Annotated in this window: 14 protein-coding genes; 6 read left to right on the top strand and 8 right to left on the bottom strand. The window is 37.2% G+C overall.

Annotation, left to right across the window (positions count from 1 at the left end):
* Positions 1-167: 167 nt before the first annotated feature.
* Both IPI15_RS07270 and IPI15_RS07265 read left to right on the top strand, forming a co-directional pair.
* A complete protein-coding gene (locus IPI15_RS07270) occupies positions 168-734 on the top strand; it encodes a porin family protein (RefSeq protein WP_287400353.1) in 567 nt (188 codons plus the stop codon).
* A 761-nt stretch (positions 735-1,495) separates the two neighbouring features.
* Positions 1,496-2,260 carry a dienelactone hydrolase family protein gene (locus IPI15_RS07265; protein WP_287400352.1) on the top strand — a complete coding sequence of 255 codons (765 nt, stop codon included), beginning with the start codon at positions 1,496-1,498 and terminating at the stop codon, positions 2,258-2,260.
* A gap of 91 nt (positions 2,261-2,351) precedes the next feature.
* On the opposite strand, the gene IPI15_RS07260 is transcribed toward IPI15_RS07265, so the two are convergent.
* From IPI15_RS07260 to frr, 5 genes are all read right to left on the bottom strand, one after another.
* On the bottom strand, positions 2,352-3,713 hold the full coding sequence (locus IPI15_RS07260) for a choice-of-anchor B family protein (RefSeq protein WP_287400351.1): 1,362 nt from the start codon (positions 3,711-3,713) through the stop codon (positions 2,352-2,354).
* Positions 3,714-3,737: 24 nt separating this feature from the next.
* Complete coding sequence (locus IPI15_RS07255) at positions 3,738-5,126, bottom strand: choice-of-anchor B family protein (RefSeq protein WP_287400349.1); 1,389 nt, start codon at positions 5,124-5,126, stop codon at positions 3,738-3,740.
* Between the two features lie 298 nt (positions 5,127-5,424).
* Positions 5,425-6,519 (bottom strand): ATP-binding protein, encoded by a 1,095-nt coding sequence (locus IPI15_RS07250; protein WP_287400348.1) that lies wholly within the window; start codon positions 6,517-6,519, stop codon positions 5,425-5,427.
* Positions 6,509-7,957, bottom strand: coding sequence for a DUF5691 domain-containing protein (locus tag IPI15_RS07245; protein WP_287419718.1), 1,449 nt, complete (start codon positions 7,955-7,957; stop codon positions 6,509-6,511). Before IPI15_RS07245 ends, IPI15_RS07250 begins: the two co-directional genes overlap by 11 nt.
* 794 nt (positions 7,958-8,751) lie before the next feature.
* Positions 8,752-9,318 (bottom strand): ribosome recycling factor, encoded by a 567-nt coding sequence (gene frr / locus IPI15_RS07240; RefSeq protein WP_287400343.1) that lies wholly within the window; start codon positions 9,316-9,318, stop codon positions 8,752-8,754.
* A 155-nt stretch (positions 9,319-9,473) separates the two neighbouring features.
* Here frr and IPI15_RS07235 point away from each other — a divergent pair, with 155 nt between their 5' ends.
* Entirely contained in the window at positions 9,474-9,863 is a 390-nt protein-coding gene (locus tag IPI15_RS07235) for a VOC family protein (protein WP_287419716.1), read from the top strand.
* Between the two features lie 28 nt (positions 9,864-9,891).
* On the opposite strand, the gene IPI15_RS07230 is transcribed toward IPI15_RS07235, so the two are convergent.
* From IPI15_RS07230 to bglX, 3 genes are read right to left on the bottom strand one after another with little or no spacing between them, the layout of a single operon-like run.
* Positions 9,892-11,184 (bottom strand): cryptochrome/photolyase family protein, encoded by a 1,293-nt coding sequence (locus IPI15_RS07230; protein WP_287419715.1) that lies wholly within the window; start codon positions 11,182-11,184, stop codon positions 9,892-9,894.
* Positions 11,181-11,819 carry a ribonuclease HII gene (gene rnhB, locus IPI15_RS07225; RefSeq protein WP_287419714.1) on the bottom strand — a complete coding sequence of 213 codons (639 nt, stop codon included), beginning with the start codon at positions 11,817-11,819 and terminating at the stop codon, positions 11,181-11,183. The genes IPI15_RS07230 and rnhB overlap by 4 nt, the downstream gene beginning before the upstream one ends.
* Before the next feature lie 6 nt (positions 11,820-11,825).
* Positions 11,826-14,075: a beta-glucosidase BglX gene (bglX, locus tag IPI15_RS07220; protein ID WP_502711647.1), complete on the bottom strand. Its 2,250-nt coding sequence runs from the start codon at positions 14,073-14,075 to the stop codon at positions 11,826-11,828.
* Between the two features lie 157 nt (positions 14,076-14,232).
* Here bglX and IPI15_RS07215 point away from each other — a divergent pair, with 157 nt between their 5' ends.
* From IPI15_RS07215 to IPI15_RS07205, 3 genes are all read left to right on the top strand, one after another.
* Positions 14,233-15,531 (top strand): WD40/YVTN/BNR-like repeat-containing protein, encoded by a 1,299-nt coding sequence (locus IPI15_RS07215; RefSeq protein WP_287419711.1) that lies wholly within the window; start codon positions 14,233-14,235, stop codon positions 15,529-15,531.
* A gap of 9 nt (positions 15,532-15,540) precedes the next feature.
* Positions 15,541-16,818, top strand: a complete 1,278-nt coding sequence (locus tag IPI15_RS07210; protein WP_287419710.1) for a T9SS type A sorting domain-containing protein — start codon at positions 15,541-15,543, stop codon at positions 16,816-16,818.
* 198 nt (positions 16,819-17,016) lie between these two features.
* Positions 17,017-18,438 (top strand): MATE family efflux transporter, encoded by a 1,422-nt coding sequence (locus IPI15_RS07205; RefSeq protein WP_287419708.1) that lies wholly within the window; start codon positions 17,017-17,019, stop codon positions 18,436-18,438.
* Positions 18,439-19,610 lie beyond the last annotated feature (1,172 nt).

The following is a 19,610-nucleotide window of genomic DNA, read 5'->3' as shown; positions in this document are numbered from 1 at the left end:
ATAGGGTTAAATCTTAAATTAAACTTAAATAACACATTTTTCGGTTGGTTGCAAAAATAATTAAATGAATTAAAACGATTTAAAAAAGAATAAAGCGCATTTCAAACGGAACGTGTCCGTAAAGAAATCGCCTCATTGAATGTAATTAACCTATTAAAATTAAGATCATGAACAGATTAATTGTTTTTTGTTGCCTATTGAGCATTCCCTTTATCTCACACGCACAATTTACCGTTTCTCCAAAGGTGGGTATCAACTATATGTGGGTTGGAGACCGTCCGGATGGTATCGATCGATCCACTGCTGATAAAGGATGGCAGGCAGGTGTGGATGTCAGACTGGGAAAACGATTTTACTTCCAGCCCGGTATTTATTATGTCAATACAGGTGCAACTATTAACTCGCTGGAAGATGTAAAAGATATCAAAACAGGTAAGGCTTCCTTCATGAAGATACCTGCGAATGTCGGTTTTAAACTCATCGATACCTGGTTGATCAAGCTGCGAATCCATGGCGGAGGTACAGCAAACAAACTGCTTAATGTAAAAGAAAAAGGTGATCTCGCAAAAGCGGATTTTAATACCTGGAATTATGGTGCAAATGTCGGAGCCGGTATCGATGTGTTGATATTTTCTCTTGATGCCAACTACGAATGGGGACTTACTGATCTATATGCTCAGCAAGCTGGCAGCAAACCTACGATGTTCAGCGTATCGGTCGGAATGAAGTTCTGAGAAAAAGAATGTTGAAATAGAAGAGTCGCGGTCAATGTCATTAACTTAAGTTTCGGTAGTCAAATCTACTTTTTTGAAGAAGAATTTTAAATTTTAATAAAATGTTAGATGTTAGAAGGTAGATTTTAGATGTCCCTTCATCAATCAAATGAATATTTTTTCTATTAAACCTATTAAAGAAAAAATATGAATCAATTGACTAAACTCCATCTAACATCTAACATCAGCCATCTACCTTTGTTTCTTAACTACCGAAACTTGAGTCATTAAGTAAAGGCCATATGTTAATTCAAAATATCTCGGTGCGCTGCACCTTGGAGCAGCCTTAATACCAATTCTAGAAATATTGTGGCGCGCTGCACCTGGAAGAAAAGCAAAGGTGCAGCGCACGGGGATATTTATAGAAATAAAATTGCTAGCCTATCAGGTGCAGCGCACCGAAATATTGTCAGTAATAGATTATTAATTTCAATTGCTTAACTTAATGACATTGGAGTCGCAGAAGTGGCTCTTTTTTTTGTGCGCTTCTGAAAGGAAATTTTTTATCGCAGAGATATACAAAGTTTTGGATTGATTAAACGCCCAATTATTCTGTTAAGGTTCTAGAATATACTTTGATCCGGCATTTTTTTGAGATGCAAAGAGGGATCTGACTATTGTCATGGCGTTCTGATATGTATTTCAATTATTTCTTTTGAGTAGGAGCTTTCCCTAAAACCTTTTCCCAGTTCAACACGTTCAAGATATCTAAATAAAATAGAATGAAACCATTTCTTATAATAATGCTTTTAGCAATGATGAGTCTGAATACTTACGCTCAACTCACTCCAGTAAACTATTCCGACAAGGATCAAAAACTGACCGGCCTGCATGGCACGCCCAAAAAAGAAAAAACAAATAAGGCAGGAATATTGATCCTTCCAGCATGGAAAGGTATTCAAGACCATGAAAAGGAAGTGGCCACAAAGTTATCCGAAATGGGTTACCATACTTTCGTTGCAGATATATATGGCGAGGGAAACTATCCAAAAGACGCTAAAGAGGCGGGTGCACTCTCCAGTTATTACAAGAAAAATATTACAGAATATCAACATCGCATCCAACTTGCATTGGACGAACTAATCAAATCAGGTGCTTCTAAAGATAAAATCGTCATCATTGGATATTGTTTTGGTGGAACCGGTGCTGTTGAGGCTGCTAGAATCAATATGCCAGTAAAAGGTATAGTCTCTTTCCATGGAGGTCTTGGCAGAGATTCAAATAGAGTTGTGACAAACATTTTCCCAAGATTATTGATCTGCCACGGAGCAGATGATCCATATGTAAGTAAAGAAGAAATCTCCCTTTTTCAGGATGAGATGCGCAAGGGGAAAGCAGATTGGCAAATGAATTATTATGCCAATGCTGTACATGCCTTTACAGAAAAAACTGCTGGCGATGACAATTCAAGAGGAGCCGCTTACAACTTCAATGCAGACAAAAGATCATGGGCTGATTTCATGAATTTTCTGCAGAGCGTTTTGTGATTAGAATCAAGGGGACTAAAGCCCTAGATTTAGTTATACACAAGTCCGTTGACTAAAGTCAATGGCAAATTATGTCATTAAGACAGAGGTATTATTTTATGACCTGCTCACTTTGATATACCTTATCTTTTTGCTTTAATTGCACCAGATAAGCACCTTTGGCCCAAGAAGAAGTTGTGAACTGTTGTGATCTTATGACAGCAGCATCCATGATGTTTTGATATACTACAGATCCATTTGTACTAAAGATCTTGACTTCTACTCTACCGGAGATAGAGGCTGGCAATTCAATATTGAAGCCATTTTCTGATGGATTTGGATAGGTATTGATCCTTAAATTATTAACTGATTTTGTTTTAGAAACTTCCTGATAGTAAGCCTTAGATGCATCCAACACATAAAGACCGTTTGTAATGTCCACGACGATTACATTCTGACTTGGCAGTTCTGTATAAGCACTCCAGGCACCATCATAGCCACCATCAATATTGGTAGAATCAGTTTGCCAATGCGTGTCGAAATATCCTCTCAAATGTATCTCTTTTGGATCTGCATAATCATACACCTGTATGCCATCCAGATAGCTCGCCATCACAAATGTATTATTGGGTGCAAGAAATGGGTTGTGCAAAGTTGCCTTGCCTGACTGTGTATAGAATGTATCTATAAGAATCGGATTTGTAAGGTCAGTTACATCAACAGATTTTCCCGGAAGACTTCCAGGAACCTCATCAGTCACAATCAATGTCTTGCCGTCAGGAGTTAAAATACTGCTGTGGTTATATCCTGCGTAAGGATAATTTGTAAATGAACCTATAAGATTCAGTTCTTTATTGTCTTTAAATTCATAGATAAATAGGCCATTATTCCCCTGAGAAGCATATACCGTATCATTTTTTACAAACATATCATGAACATATCCAATTGTATTGTCCAACAACAATTCAGGTTTGACGGGATCCTTACTTAGGTCATATATTTTCATATTACCACCTCTGTACATTCTGGTTCCATCAATAAAAATGGTATGGGCTATCCTAAAAATATCATTACCTGTATAAGCTACATGCACACTGTCAGGAAGGTAAGAAAGGTCTATGATGTCAAAATGATTTGGACCACCATCATCACTAACCTGATAAGCATAATTTTTATAAGTCTTATATTCTCTCCAGATGGCATTTTTAATCTTGCTTGTCACAAAGTCAACAAAGACAGGCTTTGCTGCATCTGTGACATCTATATAAGCTGTGCCATTGGCACAACCTACAATGGCGTACTCTCTGCCATTCTGCGCGTATCCCCAGCATGAGCTATAATGATCGCCAAATTCCTGAGTCTTATCAGCTGGTATAGCCCAGGTACCAAGTAGATCTATATTGACGTGATCATAGTCTTGAGCATTCAAGTTGAAAGCCAATACTACCGTAATAATTATGTTGAACAGTTTCATTTTTTCTTTTTTAAAAGTATAAGATTAACGGATGGCTTGTTCGCTAATGTAATATTTTCCTTTATTGCTTAATTGAACAAAATAAATACCGCTAGCCCAATTTCTTGTTGCAAAAGCATGATTTCTTAACCTATTAACATCAAAAATATTTTGATAAACTAAGTTTCCTGCAGTATTATAAATTTTCACTTCAGCGCTTCCATCCATTTGTTCAGGTAGCTGCAATCTGAAATTATCCATAGCAGGATTTGGAAAAGAAACCATTTTAATAGCATCTTTTAAATCTTTACTTTTTGAGACTTCAGGATAATAAGCCGCAGTCGCATCCAATACAAAGAGGCCATTCTGTCTATCCACAGCTATCATATTTTTGCTGGGAAGTGGCGTGTATACGCTCCAGGTACCGCTATACCCACCGGTAGACCCTGCTGCATCTGATTGCCAATGCGTATCAAAAAATCCTCTCAACTTTATCTCCTTAGGATCAGAATAATCAAATACCTGAACACCGTCTTCATAGCTTGCCATCACAAACGTGTTATTAAATCCTTCAAATGGATTGTGCAGAGTTGCTTTTCCAGACTGCGAATAAAAAGTATCCACCAAAACCGGATTCGCAGGATCAGTTACATCCAGTGATTTGGCAGGCAGCGCACCAGGTACCTCATCCGTAAAAATTAAGGTCTTGCCGTCCGGAGTCAACCAACTACTGTGATTATAACCTACGAATGGATAGTTAGAGAAATTACCTATTTCTATAAATCTATTGTTTTTAAACTCAAGAATCTGAAGCGCTCCATCCCATCCTTTGGAAGCATAGACCGTGTCATTTCTTACAAACATATCATGCACATCGCCCGGATAGTCATCACTTAGAAAACGTAGAAATTTAGGATTAGTAGGATCTTCCTTTAGACTGAATACTGACATTGAAGTATGATTGTGAAGCCCAATGTACATATTCGACCCGTCCATAAAAATAGTATGACCTGTCTTAAAATATTCTTTACTTCCTGAATATACCACGTGAACGCTATCAGGTAAATAAGAGAGATCCACAATATCAAAATGATTATCTCCGCCATCATCACTTACCTGATATGCATAATTTTTATAAGTTTTGTATTCCCTCCACGTTGCATTTTTTACTCTACTTGGAACAAAATCTGAGAAAACAGGACTTTTAGGTTTTGTGATATCAACATATATCGTACCGTTACCACATCCTATAATGGCATACTCTCTTCCGCCCTGCTCATAGCCATAGCAACTACTAAAAACAGTCCCATATTCTGCTTCTTTGTCAGCCGGAACTGTCCATCTACCAAGCAGTTCGATGTTATTTTTTTGGAATTCCTGGGCGTTGAGATTGAAGAAAATTGTAGAAAAAACGAAAAATGTAAATAAACGCATCTTGATATTGTATAAAAATTAAGCGGCTAAATTAGTAATAAAAAGTAAGAAGCTTAAAAAATGATTACTAACGTGTGTATAACTAAATGCACAACAAGTTAAATACTTTAATAATAATTTATAAAAATTTGGATGCGAATATATTAGTTGATTTTTAATTGGCAGATTCCTCCCTTCAGTCGGAATGACAGAATCTTTGATTTGACATAACGTCATTCCGGCGGAGCGAGGAATCTTTGTTCGGTAAGTCTTTTCTTTTTCCCTTTGTGCAATTTATTATACACACATTAAAGACATCTTATAACGATCCATCCGCCTTAAATGCATCATACCACATTTTCCATCCTTTACGATTCTTGATCACGGATTCTAGGTATTCCTCCCAAGCACCTTGATCCTGTTTGAGATCTTTAACGATAGTAGAATGTATTGAGGAAGCCACATCCTCCGGCCCCAGCTTGCCATCACCAAAATGAATAGAGTGTTGAATACCAGTTTGGATGACAGAAAGTACCTCCGCAGTTGAAAGAGAACTGCCAGGAGATTTTATTTTATTTTTTTTGTCTTCTGTACTTCCATTGCGCAATTCTCTGAAAATAGTGACCAGATCAGAAAGTTGCTCAAGTGGAATTTTAAATTTATCCAATCCAAGGTCTTCTTGTATCTGTCTTAGCCGGAAATGTATAATATCTATTTCTTCCTGTAAAGTAGCCGGCATGGACAAATAAACAATGTTAAATCTTCTTCTTAATGCCGCCGATAGGTCATGAACTCCTTTATCCCTGTCATTGGCAGTAGCAATGATATTAAATCCTTTTTGAGCAAATACTTCCTTGTTTAATTCAGGAATTGACATCATTTTTTCTGAAAGTACTGTGATCAGAATATCTTGAACTTCAGTCGGCATCCTTGTCAACTCTTCGATCCGACAGATGACACCGGCCTCCATAGAACGGAGTACAGGACTTTTCACCAATGCCTTTTCTGAGGGCCCGTTCTGAAGTAGTTCTGCGTAATTCCAATGGTATTTTAACTGGTTCTCATCCATGCCGACAGTGCCCTGGATCATGGAAGTAGAGATGCCGGAAATAGCCGCAGACAAATGTTCAGATAGCCATGATTTAGCTGTTCCCGGCAGACCCATTAGCAGCAATCCACGATCTGTAAGTAAGGTTGCGATGCATAGTTCCAGCAATTTTCGGTCGCCAAGATATTTAGGTTCAATAGTAATCTTGTCTGTGAGTTTACCACCCGTGAGATAGAAAATGACAGCTCTTGGAGAAAGTTTCCAACCTGCCGGCTTTTCAAATTTATCATGTTTGGCGAGCACTTCCAATTCCTGTTTGTAGCGGGATTCAGCACTAGGCCTTATATTATTAATGTTATTTTGCATGCAGAATATTAGATTCTATTTGTTTCCTAAATGTAATTAATTCTTCGATCATGTCAATGACCTTTAACTTCTTCAACTCAGGATTCTGTCTTGTTAGATCTCCACAAATCGCGGTCCAGTCGCCCAAATAGGATGTATGAATGCAGTAACAAGCACGGGCAAGAAACTCGGTGATAGCTGATTTATTATAAATTGAGCTCTTCAGATACAAGCCGGTCAAAGTGCCCAGGCTTGAAGTATTTTTTTTGTCTAATGAGACCTCCCCATATAATATCAATTGATAATAAAACCTCCACGGGGATATAGAATTACAACTTAACAGCATTTCTCCAAGTAATTCATTGATAAATTCCGGACCACAATTTGATAAAACCTTTAGCATAGAATTATTCAAAATAAAACCTTCGCCCAATTCCATCTCCGCATCAATGCATGTCATCAATGAATTAATATCTCTTTTATAGGTATAATTAATTAGTAATTCATTGAGGAGAATTGCTTTGTTTTTTAGGGAATCTACATATTCACGAAATTGATCCCTATTCTCATTATTGCTAAAAAATACAAATGGATGTGTAAAAAAAACTTCCGTTGGGATCGTACCTAGCTTTTGGTCCAAAAACAAACTCTTTAATTCCGTTTCTTTCTGAAAATTGAGCGTTTTGATCTTGTCGACAAATCCATAAGTCGATTTGATCATTTCCTTTAAAGCAATAAATTCTGCTGATTCTTCAAACAGGAAAATCAACTGTCTGATTTGACTTTTCAGTTTGGAATTTTCAGCATTGTATAATTGCAGTAACATTGGGTTATCGGTAGATTGGTAGGTTTCTGAAATAATCTGGACAAATAATTTTTTAGTATCGTTAGCTTCCGTTGCCCAACTTTCAATCAACAGCACATTTGCTTGCTCTATTTTGAATGTCCGCATGACGATTAAGTGCAAATTTCTTAGGACGCTGCTTTTATTTTCCCAAGTTTCATGTTTTAAAACATCATTCCACCAGTTCCAATCCTTTTTCATTGAAGATAGCCACCTGGCGCGCTTTCTCAATACTTTTGGGAGCAGTATCATCTGATCGTCCCAAGCATTTTTATTCATTAACACTTGTATGATCATTGATGGGTGCAACAATCTTCGATATTTTATATGCTCAGCAATAAGGAAATGTACAACGTAAGAAACCGAACTTTTTTTCAGCTGTTTAAAATGCTTGGAAATGCTTGGCGAACCAAAAGGAAAATCCTCTTGCGGTGAAGTTTCAATCTCATTGGGATATTTGTCAGGTGACATTGAATAAGTCAATAAGGTGTCTCCTATCAAAAACTTTTCTATAACAGACAATTGATTGAAGACCTGCTCTTCCAGCCCGGCAATGTTTTCAAAAGGTATTTCATGAACCCCTTTAAGCAATGATCTTTCGAAGTTGGCTTTCATAGATTTCAGGGATGATTTCGTGGTGTTAATTAACTAACTGAAGTTTCGACATTGTGATAAACTATAAGGATATCTTTATTACTAAATCTAAGGTAGAAATTAGAAATTAGAAGTCAGAATAAAACTTCGATGGCAGATCCTAGCAAATGAAAGTATTAAAGAAATTAAAATAAGTATATGAACTACATTGATTTAAAGACCTGAACCTTACGAACATAGTATAAGCAATATTATTGCACATCATCCGTTAAAAAACGTTGAGCGCAGGTAAAACTAAGTTCTGGTGTCCTAAAAATTTATTTTGCTAATAATAAATTGTGTCAAATTCCAACTTGCCAATTCAAAACCAAGATTTTGGATGCAAAGTATTACATGTAAGCTTCTATACAACTCATCGTAAAACATTGTTAATCAATAATTTGCAAAAAATAGAAATTGACAAATCAAAGACTCCCCCTTGGCATCACAGAAGCATTTGATCGTGCCTATCAAATGTTCTGACTTCACTTTGGCTCTCATTCTTCGTGCCTTCGTTCCGTTTCACTTCCTTGAAAAGGTCGCTTTTGCACCTTTTCTTCGTCGTTCACCCTCTTGCAGAAGGGGATATTGTGCTAATCGACATTTTACATATCACATTTTACCTTATCAAGTTATTTCTTTAATTTTGGAAACAAAAAATTACACGTAAACAGACCTCTGATCTCTGACCTCTGACCTCTGACTTCTGACTTCTGACTTCTGACTTCTGACTTCTGACTTCTGACTTCTGACTTCTAATTTCTAACTTAAGACTACTATATAATCATGATTTCCTTCTCCTTACTATCGGCTAGCCTCCCCGATTGTTCAGTATAGCTGTCGGTTAACTTTTGAATCTCATCCTCTTTTTTCTTACCCATGTCTTCAGGAAATCCGTCTTTGACAAGTTTTTTGATCTGTTCCATACTATCTCTTCTCACATTTCGCACACTTATTTTAGCATCTTCAGAAAGAGATTTGGCCTGTTTGACAAGACTTACTCTTCTTTCTTCGGTCATCGGGGGAATAGTGAGTCGAACGACTTCACCGTCATTCTGAGGGGTAATACCCAGATTAGCTTCAAAGATTGCGTTTTCAATGTGTTTCAACATCGGTTTTTCCCAAGGTTGGATGACGATTGTTTTAGCATCTGAAATACTGATACTTGCTACCTGATTTAATAAAGTAGGAGCGCCATAGTATTGAACTTTTAGCTCCGAGACCAATGAAGTAGAAGCCTTTCCTGTTCTGACTTTATTTAATTCATGGGCTAGATGCTCCATGGCGTGTTCCATTAATAGCTTAGCATTATCTATTACCTTATTTGCTTCTTCTATGGTCATTATTGTCTTACGTTTTAAAAAATGTAAAAGTATGTTATATGTATGACTTTTTAAAATGACTAAGGCGGAAAAAAAGTTCCATGTGCTTTCTTCATTTAAATTATTTAGTTGATTTACAAATTTATCTAAATTGGTGATTCAAATTAAATAATTGTATGGCACAAAACTTAAATCAAATAGCCATCATCGTAAGGGATTATGATGAGGCCATCAGCTACTATACCTCCAAACTTGGATTCCTGCTTATAGAGGATACTCGTATTAGCGAGTCTAAGCGTTGGGTCGTCATCCGACCAAATGGTGAGTCATCATGCAATATTTTACTGGCTCGTGCTGCTAATGAAGAGCAGATATCGAGAATAGGCAATCAGACTGGGGGCAGGGTTTTCCTTTTTTTATATACAGATGATATTAAAAAAGATTATCAAAACCTTCTTGAAAATCAGGTCAAAATTATCAGAGAATTAGAAGAGCAACCTCACGGTTGGGTATGTGTCTTCCAGGATATATATGGTAATCTGTGGGATCTGATAGAGCGTAAATAATAGCAAACTAAATCCTCTGCCAAAACACTTACTTTTCCGCTATTCCTCTTTTATACACATCCAATGCCCTCAATCTTGCTTCCTTGTGATCTACCATCGGCGCAGGATAAAGGTCTGTTCCAAACTCTGGGATCCATTTATTTATATATAAATGTTTTGGATCGAATTTTTTCAACTGCTCTTCCGGATTAAATATTCTGAAATAAGGTGCAGCATCACATCCCGTCCCAGCAGCCCATTGCCAATTGCCATTATTGGCAGACAATTCATAATCAAATAATTTTTTTGCGAAATATGCCTCACCCCATCTCCAGTCAATGAGTAAGTGTTTGCATAGAAATCCTGCGGTAATCATACGAACTCTATTGTGCATATATCCGGTCTCATTTAGTTGACGCATTCCGGCATCCACCATCGGGTATCCGGTCGTTCCTGCAGACCATTTTTTAAATTCGACTTCATCATTCCGCCATTGAATACCATTATATTTCTCTTTAAAATTATGGTCAATGACCTGCGGAAAATGGTAAAGTATCTGCATGAAGAATTCTCTCCATATTAATTCGCTAAGAAACACCTCATTTCCTTTCATTTTATCAACAATTTTTCTGATGCTGACGGTGCCAAAACGAAGATGAGGACTAAGTTTACTCGTATGGTCTAAAGATGGAATATTCCTTTCTATCTTATAATTTTCGAGATCATTTAATTGAAATGATTGTACTTCTTTTTCTGACCTTTTAAATCCTAATTCACTTAAAGTAGGGAATGAAAATTGATGAGAAATAAAATTGAAAGTCTTCAGATCATAATTTATGATTGAATTTTTCTTAAACGCCTCCAGCCACTTATTTTTAAATGGTGTAAAGACTGTATAAGGAGCATTATCCTGTTTAACTACTTCATTTTTTTCAAAAATTACCTGATCTTTATAACCCTTGAAAGTAATATTATTAGAACTTAGTAATTCCAAGATTTCCCTATCTCTTTCTTTTGCATAAGGTTCGTAATCTCTGGCGATGTGAACACTTTTAATATCATACTCTGAGACTAATTTTTTCCAAATATCAACCGGACGTCCCTTCTGAATTAATAGGGCGCTTTTCTGATTATTTAATTCTATGTTAATTTTTTCAAGATTGTCGTAAATAAACGTGATCCGGTGATCATCTTTATCCAATTCGTCAATGATATCGGTGTCGAAAATAAATAAGACTAATACCTTATCCCCCGTTTGATGTGCTTCATAGATGGCTCTGTTATCGTCGAGTCTGAGATCCCTTCTTAACCAAGCAATAGAAATCGATTCCTTTGTATTCATGAGGGCTCTATCTCGTTTACTACCATACCTTTGAATGTCTTACGATGATGGGGAGTAAGACCATATTGAAAACAGGCATTCCTATGTACCTTAGTCAGATAACCTTTATTAGCATGCCAATGATATTCGGGATGGGCTTCGTGAAGTTGTATCATATGATCATCTCTCCATGTCTTGGCTAGAACTGAAGCGGCAGCAATGCTGAGAACCTTGTCGTCACCTTGAATGATGGTCTGATAGGGAATAGTCGTCTGATTTTTAAATCTATTGCCATCGATCAGCAGCAATTTGGGGCTGGATTTTAATTTTTCTATAGCCCTATGCATGGCGAGGTAAGTTGCTTCCAAAATATTGATCTCGTCGATCTCTTCGACAGTAGCCACTCCGATAGCATATTCCACAGCTACATTTTTTATCAGGTAACTTAATTCGTATCTGAGTTTGGTGTCCATCATTTTGGAATCTCTGAGAAATTTCAGCTTGACTTTGGACGGAAGGATCACTGCGGCAGCAACCACAGGCCCTGCTCCGCATCCACGGCCCACTTCATCCACTCCTACTTCCTCTTCTGATGACAGCAGGAATGGATGTTTTAATCTATATTTAAAAGTTGCAGGTTTCTGAGCAACTGCCATTAGAATTTATTTTTGCCAATTAACCAACGTACCACTGAGTTCCTGACTGTTCTTACCGATCATGATCTGAAAATCACCGGATTCCCAATCAAATTTCAGTTCGGAATTATAAAACTTCAGATCTTCAGGTGTGATCTTGAACTCAATGGTTTTAGTTTCACCTGCTTTGATCATCACTTTTTGAAATCCCTTAAGTTCTTTTACCGGACGCGTCACGGTACCGACCATATCTCGAATGTATAATTGCACGATTTCTTTGCCATCTACTTTTCCGGTATTTTTCACTTCAATACTTGCAGTTAGTGTCTGTGCTCCTTTTAATTTATCTGAAGAAACTTTAAGTTTCCCGTATTCGAAAATCGTATAACTCAACCCATAACCAAATGGATACAATGGATCATTGGAAACATCCAGATAATTGGACCTGAATTTTTGGAACCATTTTCCTTCCGGTAGAGGACGGCCTGTATTCTTGTGGTTGTAATAGATAGGGATTTGACCTACATTCTGAGGGAAAGTAGTAGTTAATTTTCCACTAGGATTTACATCACCAAATAATACATCGGGAATAGAATATCCTGCTTCTGAACCACCAAACCATACATCAAGAATAGCAGGGACGTTCGCCTGTTCCCAGTTAAGAGTCAATGGCCTTCCGGCGAAAAGCACCAACACAACAGGTTTGCCCAATTTCATTAACTCCATCAATAAAGTTTTTTGAACATCAGGTATATCCAGATTAGTCCTGCTTGCACTCTCACCACTAAATTCTGCAGTTTCGCCCATTGCAGCAATGATGACGTCCGACGATTTAGCTATTTCTAACGCTTCTGCCATCATTTCATCATCGGTTCTGTTATCTCGCCCAATAGATTTATCGAACATAGTCGCTCTTTCTTCTATGGCGGCATCACCAATCAGGTTCGAACCTTTTGCATATCTGACCACCACATCCTTACCTGCCACTGTTTCCAAACCTTTTCTCAAAGAAGTAGAATTATCACCAACAGCCGCAACAGACCAGGTGCCTGTCATATTTTCCTTTGCATCAGCCATTGGTCCTATCAAAGCAATGGAACCTGATTTTTTAAGTGGAAGAATATTGCCTTCATTTTTAAGTAGGACAAAACTTTCAGCAGCTGTCTTTCTAGCAATATTTCTATTTTCCTGTGTGAAAACTTCTTTTTTCACTCTAGTCACATCGCAATATTTATAAGGATCATCGAACAGTCCCAGTTTATATTTTGCAACCAATACATTCCTGCAAGCCATGTCGATCTCTGCCTTAGTGACTTTGCCTTCTTTCAAAGATTTTTCCAAAGTAGTCAACAATCCTTCACCGACCATATCCATATCTACTCCAGCTTTCAGTGCCAGCGCACTTGCCGTCTGTAAGTCACCCATGCCATGATCGATCATTTCGTTGATACCTGTATAATCTGTAACAACAAATCCTCTGAAGCCCCATTGCTTGCGCAGGACATCAGTAAGTAACCACTTATTACCTGTGGCAGGAATACCATCTACTTCATTAAATGAAGCCATGACACTTCCAACACCGGCATCGATAGCTGCTTTATAGGGAGGGAAATATTCGTTATACATCCGGATACGGCTCATATCCACCGTATTATAATCTCTTCCCGCTTCTGATGCTCCGTATAAGGCAAAATGTTTGACACATGCCATGATTTGATTATTCTTAGTCAGATTGCCCTGATACCCTTTGACCATTGCCGATGCTATCTTACTTCCTAAATATGGGTCTTCTCCACTACCCTCTGATATTCTTCCCCATCTAGCGTCACGACAGAGATCCACCATGGGCGAAAATGTCCAGTTGATACCGGACGCACTTGCTTCTATGGCGGCTATTCTTGCACTTTGTTCGATGGCTGCCATATCCCAGGTGCATGATAAACCAAGAGGAATAGGAAACACCGTTTCATAACCATGAATGACGTCCATACCGAATATCAATGGAATTTTTAGTCTGCTATTTTCAACTGCGACTTTCTGAACATCTCTTATTTTTTCTACAGATTTGATATTGAATAGTCCACCGACTTTTCCTGCTTTAATTTTAGAAGCAATATCTGAGCTATTGGCAGAACCAGTAGTGATATCTCCGGCACTGGGAAGATTAAGTTGACCGAGTTTTTCTTCAAGTGTCATTTTAGCCATAAGTCCGTCAATGAATACTTTCATTCGATCTGGCTTTCCTTGTTGTGCAAATATTGAGCTGCAAATTACCATCAAAAGGCCAAGCATCAATCCATTCAATCTATACATATATGTTTTTTTTAGGATGCTAAATATAGGAAATATCTGATTATTGGTTGGAAAAACTAGGTTTTTGAAATTTTAAATTCACAAATTTAAACTTAATCTCGTTCTTCTAAAAATACTACTCATGAAAACAAAAACTACAACCTTCCTTTTAATTTGTAATTTTCTTTTTTGCTCATCTTTATACATGACTTACGGACAAGGTGGATGGAGTGTCGTGGATGGTGCACCTACTGATGATAGATTTAATGATGTCTCATTTATTAATGATTCCGCAGGATACATTGGGAATGGATATTGGATTTATAAAACGGTAAATAAGGGAGATACATGGCTTCGGCAAAAACAACTGTCAAAACCACTTTACTTCAGAAGTCTGGAATTCTTAGATGATTCTTTGGGTTTCGCTGGAGTTTTGGCAAACCCTGGTACTAAACCGGGTCTCTATATTACACGAAATGGAGGAAACTCATTCGAAAGTATTAATCACAAAGTCGATATAAATCTAAATGGAATATGTGGCCTTGACCATAAAGGCAATACAATAATTGGGGTAGGTATTTATTCCGGACCTTCAGCTTTTATTGTATCAAAAGACCGTGGAGAAACCTGGAAGTCAATAGTGGTCCCATTTGCCAAAGGCTTAGTTGATTGTTTGATATTAAACGATTCAACTTATTTGGTTTCCGGAACCCGTATAAATGAATTAAATAAAAGTACTTCAGTAATTTTAAAAACCAATAATTCCGGTAAAACATGGAGAGTAGTTGCCACAAATACCAAAGCCAGTTCTTACTGCTGGAAGTTATTTATTGATAAAAATGGTTTTGGTATTGGGTCAATTGAATTTGATAAATCATTTTTTGTCACATATGATTTTGGAGATCATTGGGAATTAAAAGAAATAAATGGTTTGAATGCATCCTATGGTAATTTCGGTGGTACTGCTTTTCTCAATGATTCCATTGGTTGGTTAGGAGTGCAATGGGGAAGCAGTTTATTAGAAACTAGAGATGGTGGGCAGAGCTGGAAATGGTTATCTTTTGGAAATAATATAAATCGAATCGTAATCCTCGATGAAAACACTGCTATTGCTGTTGGCGAAACAGTCTATAAGTATAAATCCGCAACTTTAAATACCCAACCGAATATTAAAGAAATTCCTTTTCACACTTTTAAAATTTCCCCGACACCGGCAGATCGGCAGATTACTTTTGAGATGGATCTATTGACCGGAACAGAAATGAGGCTGGATCTACTAAATGAAAGCGGCGCGATTCAAAAATTGCTTTTCAGGGAAGTGCTTTCTCGGGGAAATCATAAATATGTTTTTGATGTCAGTGAATTTTCTTCAGGTGTTTATTATATTTGGATCCGATGTAATGAAGGTCACAGGCTCTTAAAGACGATTATCAGACATTAAATATTTATCATGAAATTTATATTAATTCAATTATTAATTCTATTTTTTTTTAATAAAGAAATATATGCACAGGGAGGTTGGAGATTTGCAGCAGATGCACCAAGTACTAGCAGATTTGATGATATTTATTTTACCAATGATTCTGTTGCATTTATAGGACAGAAAGGCATTATTTACAGATCAGAAGATAGGGGTGAACGTTGGAGTCAGATCGGCTCTTTGCCCAATAACGCCTACATAAGAAGTATTGAATTTATAAATGATTCGATTGGGTTTATTGGATCTATTTATGATGCTGTAGGTGGGACAGGACTATATAAAACAGTAAATGCTGGAATTACTTGGACACGAATTGACAACCAAGTCTCAGGAGGTATGTTCGGCATTTGCGGTCTGGATCATATGGGCAGCACTATTATAGGAGTTGGGATTTATTCTGAACCAGCTAAGTTTTATTTTTCCAAAGATGCAGGTCATACATGGACCAGTAAATCCATTCCTCAAGCAGCAGCGCTTGTAGATTGTCAAATGTTAAATGATTCAACTTATCTTATAGCAGGTAATTCTAATCCTTTAAGAAATGCAAGTATCTACAAAACAATTGATTACGGAAAAACTTGGACAGAAGTTGCCAAATCTGATGCTCCCGCTTCTTATTGCTGGAAATTAAATGTAAATAGCAATGGGTTGGGTATAGGATCTATTGAAGATGGCAAAACAACTTTCATCACACATGATTATGGAGATAGTTGGCAAGAAGTTTTTGTAGTTGAAAACGCAGCAGAAAGCCTTCCTCTCGGAGGCGCAGCATTCCTTAATGACAGTATCGGTTGGGCAGGTGATCAATGGAATGCGGGTCTATGGGAAACAAAAAATGGAGGTAATTCATGGCAATACGTAGAATTTGGATCTTCAATTAACAAGATAAAAATTCTTGACTCAAATACAGCAATAGCTGTAGGTAAATCAGTGTACATCTATAATTTAGAAACAATAGCAACATCAAAAATTGTCGAAAAAACTAATTTTCATACGATGAATATTAACCCAAATCCAGCTTCAAATGAAATAAATATTTCAGTAGATCTTATACAAAACACAGCCATGCGACTCGATCTCATGGATGAGAATGGGACCCTTATCAGGGAATTGTATCGGGCATCCACACCTGTAGGTGGTTGGAAACACTCCTTTAAAATCGGCGATTTAAAATCCGGCATATACTACGTGTGGATGCGCACGAATGAAGGACATTTGGTTAAAAGGGTTAGCGTGCTAGCGAAATAGAAAGCAAATCAGAAGCACTATTTATTTTACAAAAAATATCGTTTTTAAAAATTAATTTACCTTTGCCTTAAATTTAACGGACTATGAAGTTTTTTCTCTCTGGTTCCACACAGCACTAAGGCTGTTTGCGAACTATTTATTTTACACTGCGGTCAGTCTCACTGACCCTATTACTTCATAGTTAAATTTAATAAAAAAATGTCTGAATCAAACTTCACCACAACACTGCGTGATGTTTTTAATGTGGTCCGCCAATCTCTTAAAGGAGAGGAAATGGACTATACAAAAGGTAGTATCCGTCGATCAGTGATACTACTTGCTATTCCGATGATGTTCGAAATGATCATGGAATCTGTTTTTGCATTGGTAGACCTGTATTTTGTTGGTCATCTCGAAGATAGCAGTCATGCGCTGCAGATCGTAGGTTTGACAGAATCTTTCCTAACTATCATTTATTCTCTTGCTATCGGTATGAGTATGGCAGCTACTGCAGTTGTAGCTAGGCGAATTGGTGAAAAGAATCCTGAGGCCGCTGCCAGGGCTGGTGTGCAAGCTATCATCATATCGATTGCTATTACTATAGTACTTAGTATCGTTGGATTTATCAAAGCCAAAGAATTATTATTGATTTTAGGTGCCTCGGAAACATCAGCTATCAAGGGAACAGCCTTTATGCAAATCATGATGAGTGGCAGCATATTCATTATGCTGCTTTTCTTGATCAATGGTATATTCAGAGGTGCAGGAAATGCTGCTATTGCCATGAAGAGCCTTTGGTTGGCGAACATCATCAATATAATATTGTGTCCTATATTTATCAATGGACTTTGGTTTATTCCTGCTATGGGATTGACTGGTGCTGCAATTGCGACGACCATAGGCAGGTCTATAGGAGTGCTCTATCAGTTATACCATTTATTCAGTGGAAAGCATACATTGAAGGTGCGACTAAGCCATTGGTTGCCGGACTGGCCACAGATAGGATCATTGGTCAAAATCGCTTCTCCTGGTATCCTGCAGTTTGTCATTGCTTCCTGTAGCTGGATATTCCTAGCGAAACTAGTCGCAGAGACGGGTGGAGATGCAGGTAGTGCCGGATATCAGACAGCTTTAAGGTTAATGATGGTTTTCATGCTCCCTGCATGGGGGTTAAGCAATGCAGCCGCAACTTTAGTTGGTCAGAATCTTGGTGCAAAACAGGTAGAAAGAGCAGAAAAGTCCGTAGCAATTACCATACGATATAATGTAATCTTTATGGCTATTGTGACCGCATTGTTTCTGACGTGTGGAGAGTTTTTCATTTCTTTTTTTACTACTGACATGGCCGTAATAAATGTAGCCAGGCAATCATTGAATGTGATCTGTCTCGGATATGTATTTTATGGTGTAGGCATGGTAATGATGAATGCATTTAATGGTGCCGGCGATACGGTCACTCCGACCTGGATTAATTTTATTGGATTTTGGTTATTTCAGATACCATTTGCTTATTTCCTTGCCAGAACGTGCGATATGGGTCCAATGGGTGTATTTATTTCCATTCCGGTGTCTGAGACCTTAATCACGATTGCTTCCTTTATTCTTTTCAAAAGAGGAAAATGGAAGGAAATCAAAGTGTAAGTCAATGAATAGTGAAAGATGAATAATGGCGATTATTGTAAGGACCTGATACCTCCATTTAATTGAATGGCTTTCAGTTTAAATTAAAATAATAATTAACAATTAATAAATAACAATGATCTCCATACAGTAAAACCACCAAAAAAATAATTAGCAGAATCCTGTGAGGATTTAAAATAAATATGGCTTCATCTTTACATTATCAAAAAGCACTTAAAGAAAGTGTAAAATTTGGTCCTCCTGATTCACTTCAGGATGAATATTACGGAAAGGGTGATGCTTAATAAATTTTAAAAGGGAATGTCGATAAAGATCGGGATTCCCTTTTTTCATTGTAGGAGGCTGTATCAGAAAGTTTAACAAAGAAAACTCAAAGTTTCACAAAGAAAAATTCAAGGATATCTCTGAGTTTCACTGAGAAGGCTCAGAGATGCACAGAGAATTAAGTATTCAAATTAAAGACAGACTGATCGGTGTAGCATTTGACGGACACTCAAATACCTTTGTGCAAATTAAAAAAAGTAAAACAGTGAAAATCATTCAAAAATGGAAGTAACTTTCATATTGAAATGTGTCCAAAAAATACCTCTGTGAAACTCTGTTATACCTTCCAAATCCCCTTTTCTTGTTTTGTGCAATAACTTGCCGTTGGTTTTAACCAACGGACTCAGATTTCTGCCTTTATCAGACTTTAGTCCTATCCTTCAGCAAGATTAGAGCAAAGAAATAAGAATCATTGAGCGTATTAAAATGAAGTGTTTGCAAAAAAGACAAGATTTGGTTTCAGCCGGATAAAGATTGAGAATTAGCTAAAACTCAAAGCAATTGAACTAGATAAATAAAGATTTTCAAAAAGATAATTCAGTAACACTTTGTATAAAGACTCATGAAAACCTGGGACTAAAGTCCTATCAACATTATGCTCTGATCCGTTGACTGAAGTTAACGGCAAATTATGAAATGTCTTCATCCAACCTGAAATGCAATCCAAACAAAGTAGCATTTGACAATAGTCAAATCTCTCTGTGAATCTCAAAAACTGTAAAAATGCAAGGTGTCTTAAAACAATTAGAGCAACTCTAAAATGGAATAACCACATAAAACCTCCTGTATCTCTGTGATATCTTCCAAATCCCCTTATAATTATCAGATTAGACTCACTTACCAATGAA

This window comes from Candidatus Brachybacter algidus, assembly GCF_016707225.1.
Classification (GTDB): domain Bacteria; phylum Bacteroidota; class Bacteroidia; order Chitinophagales; family Saprospiraceae; genus Parvibacillus; species Parvibacillus algidus.
This window is presented reverse-complemented; position numbering and strand designations above follow the sequence as displayed.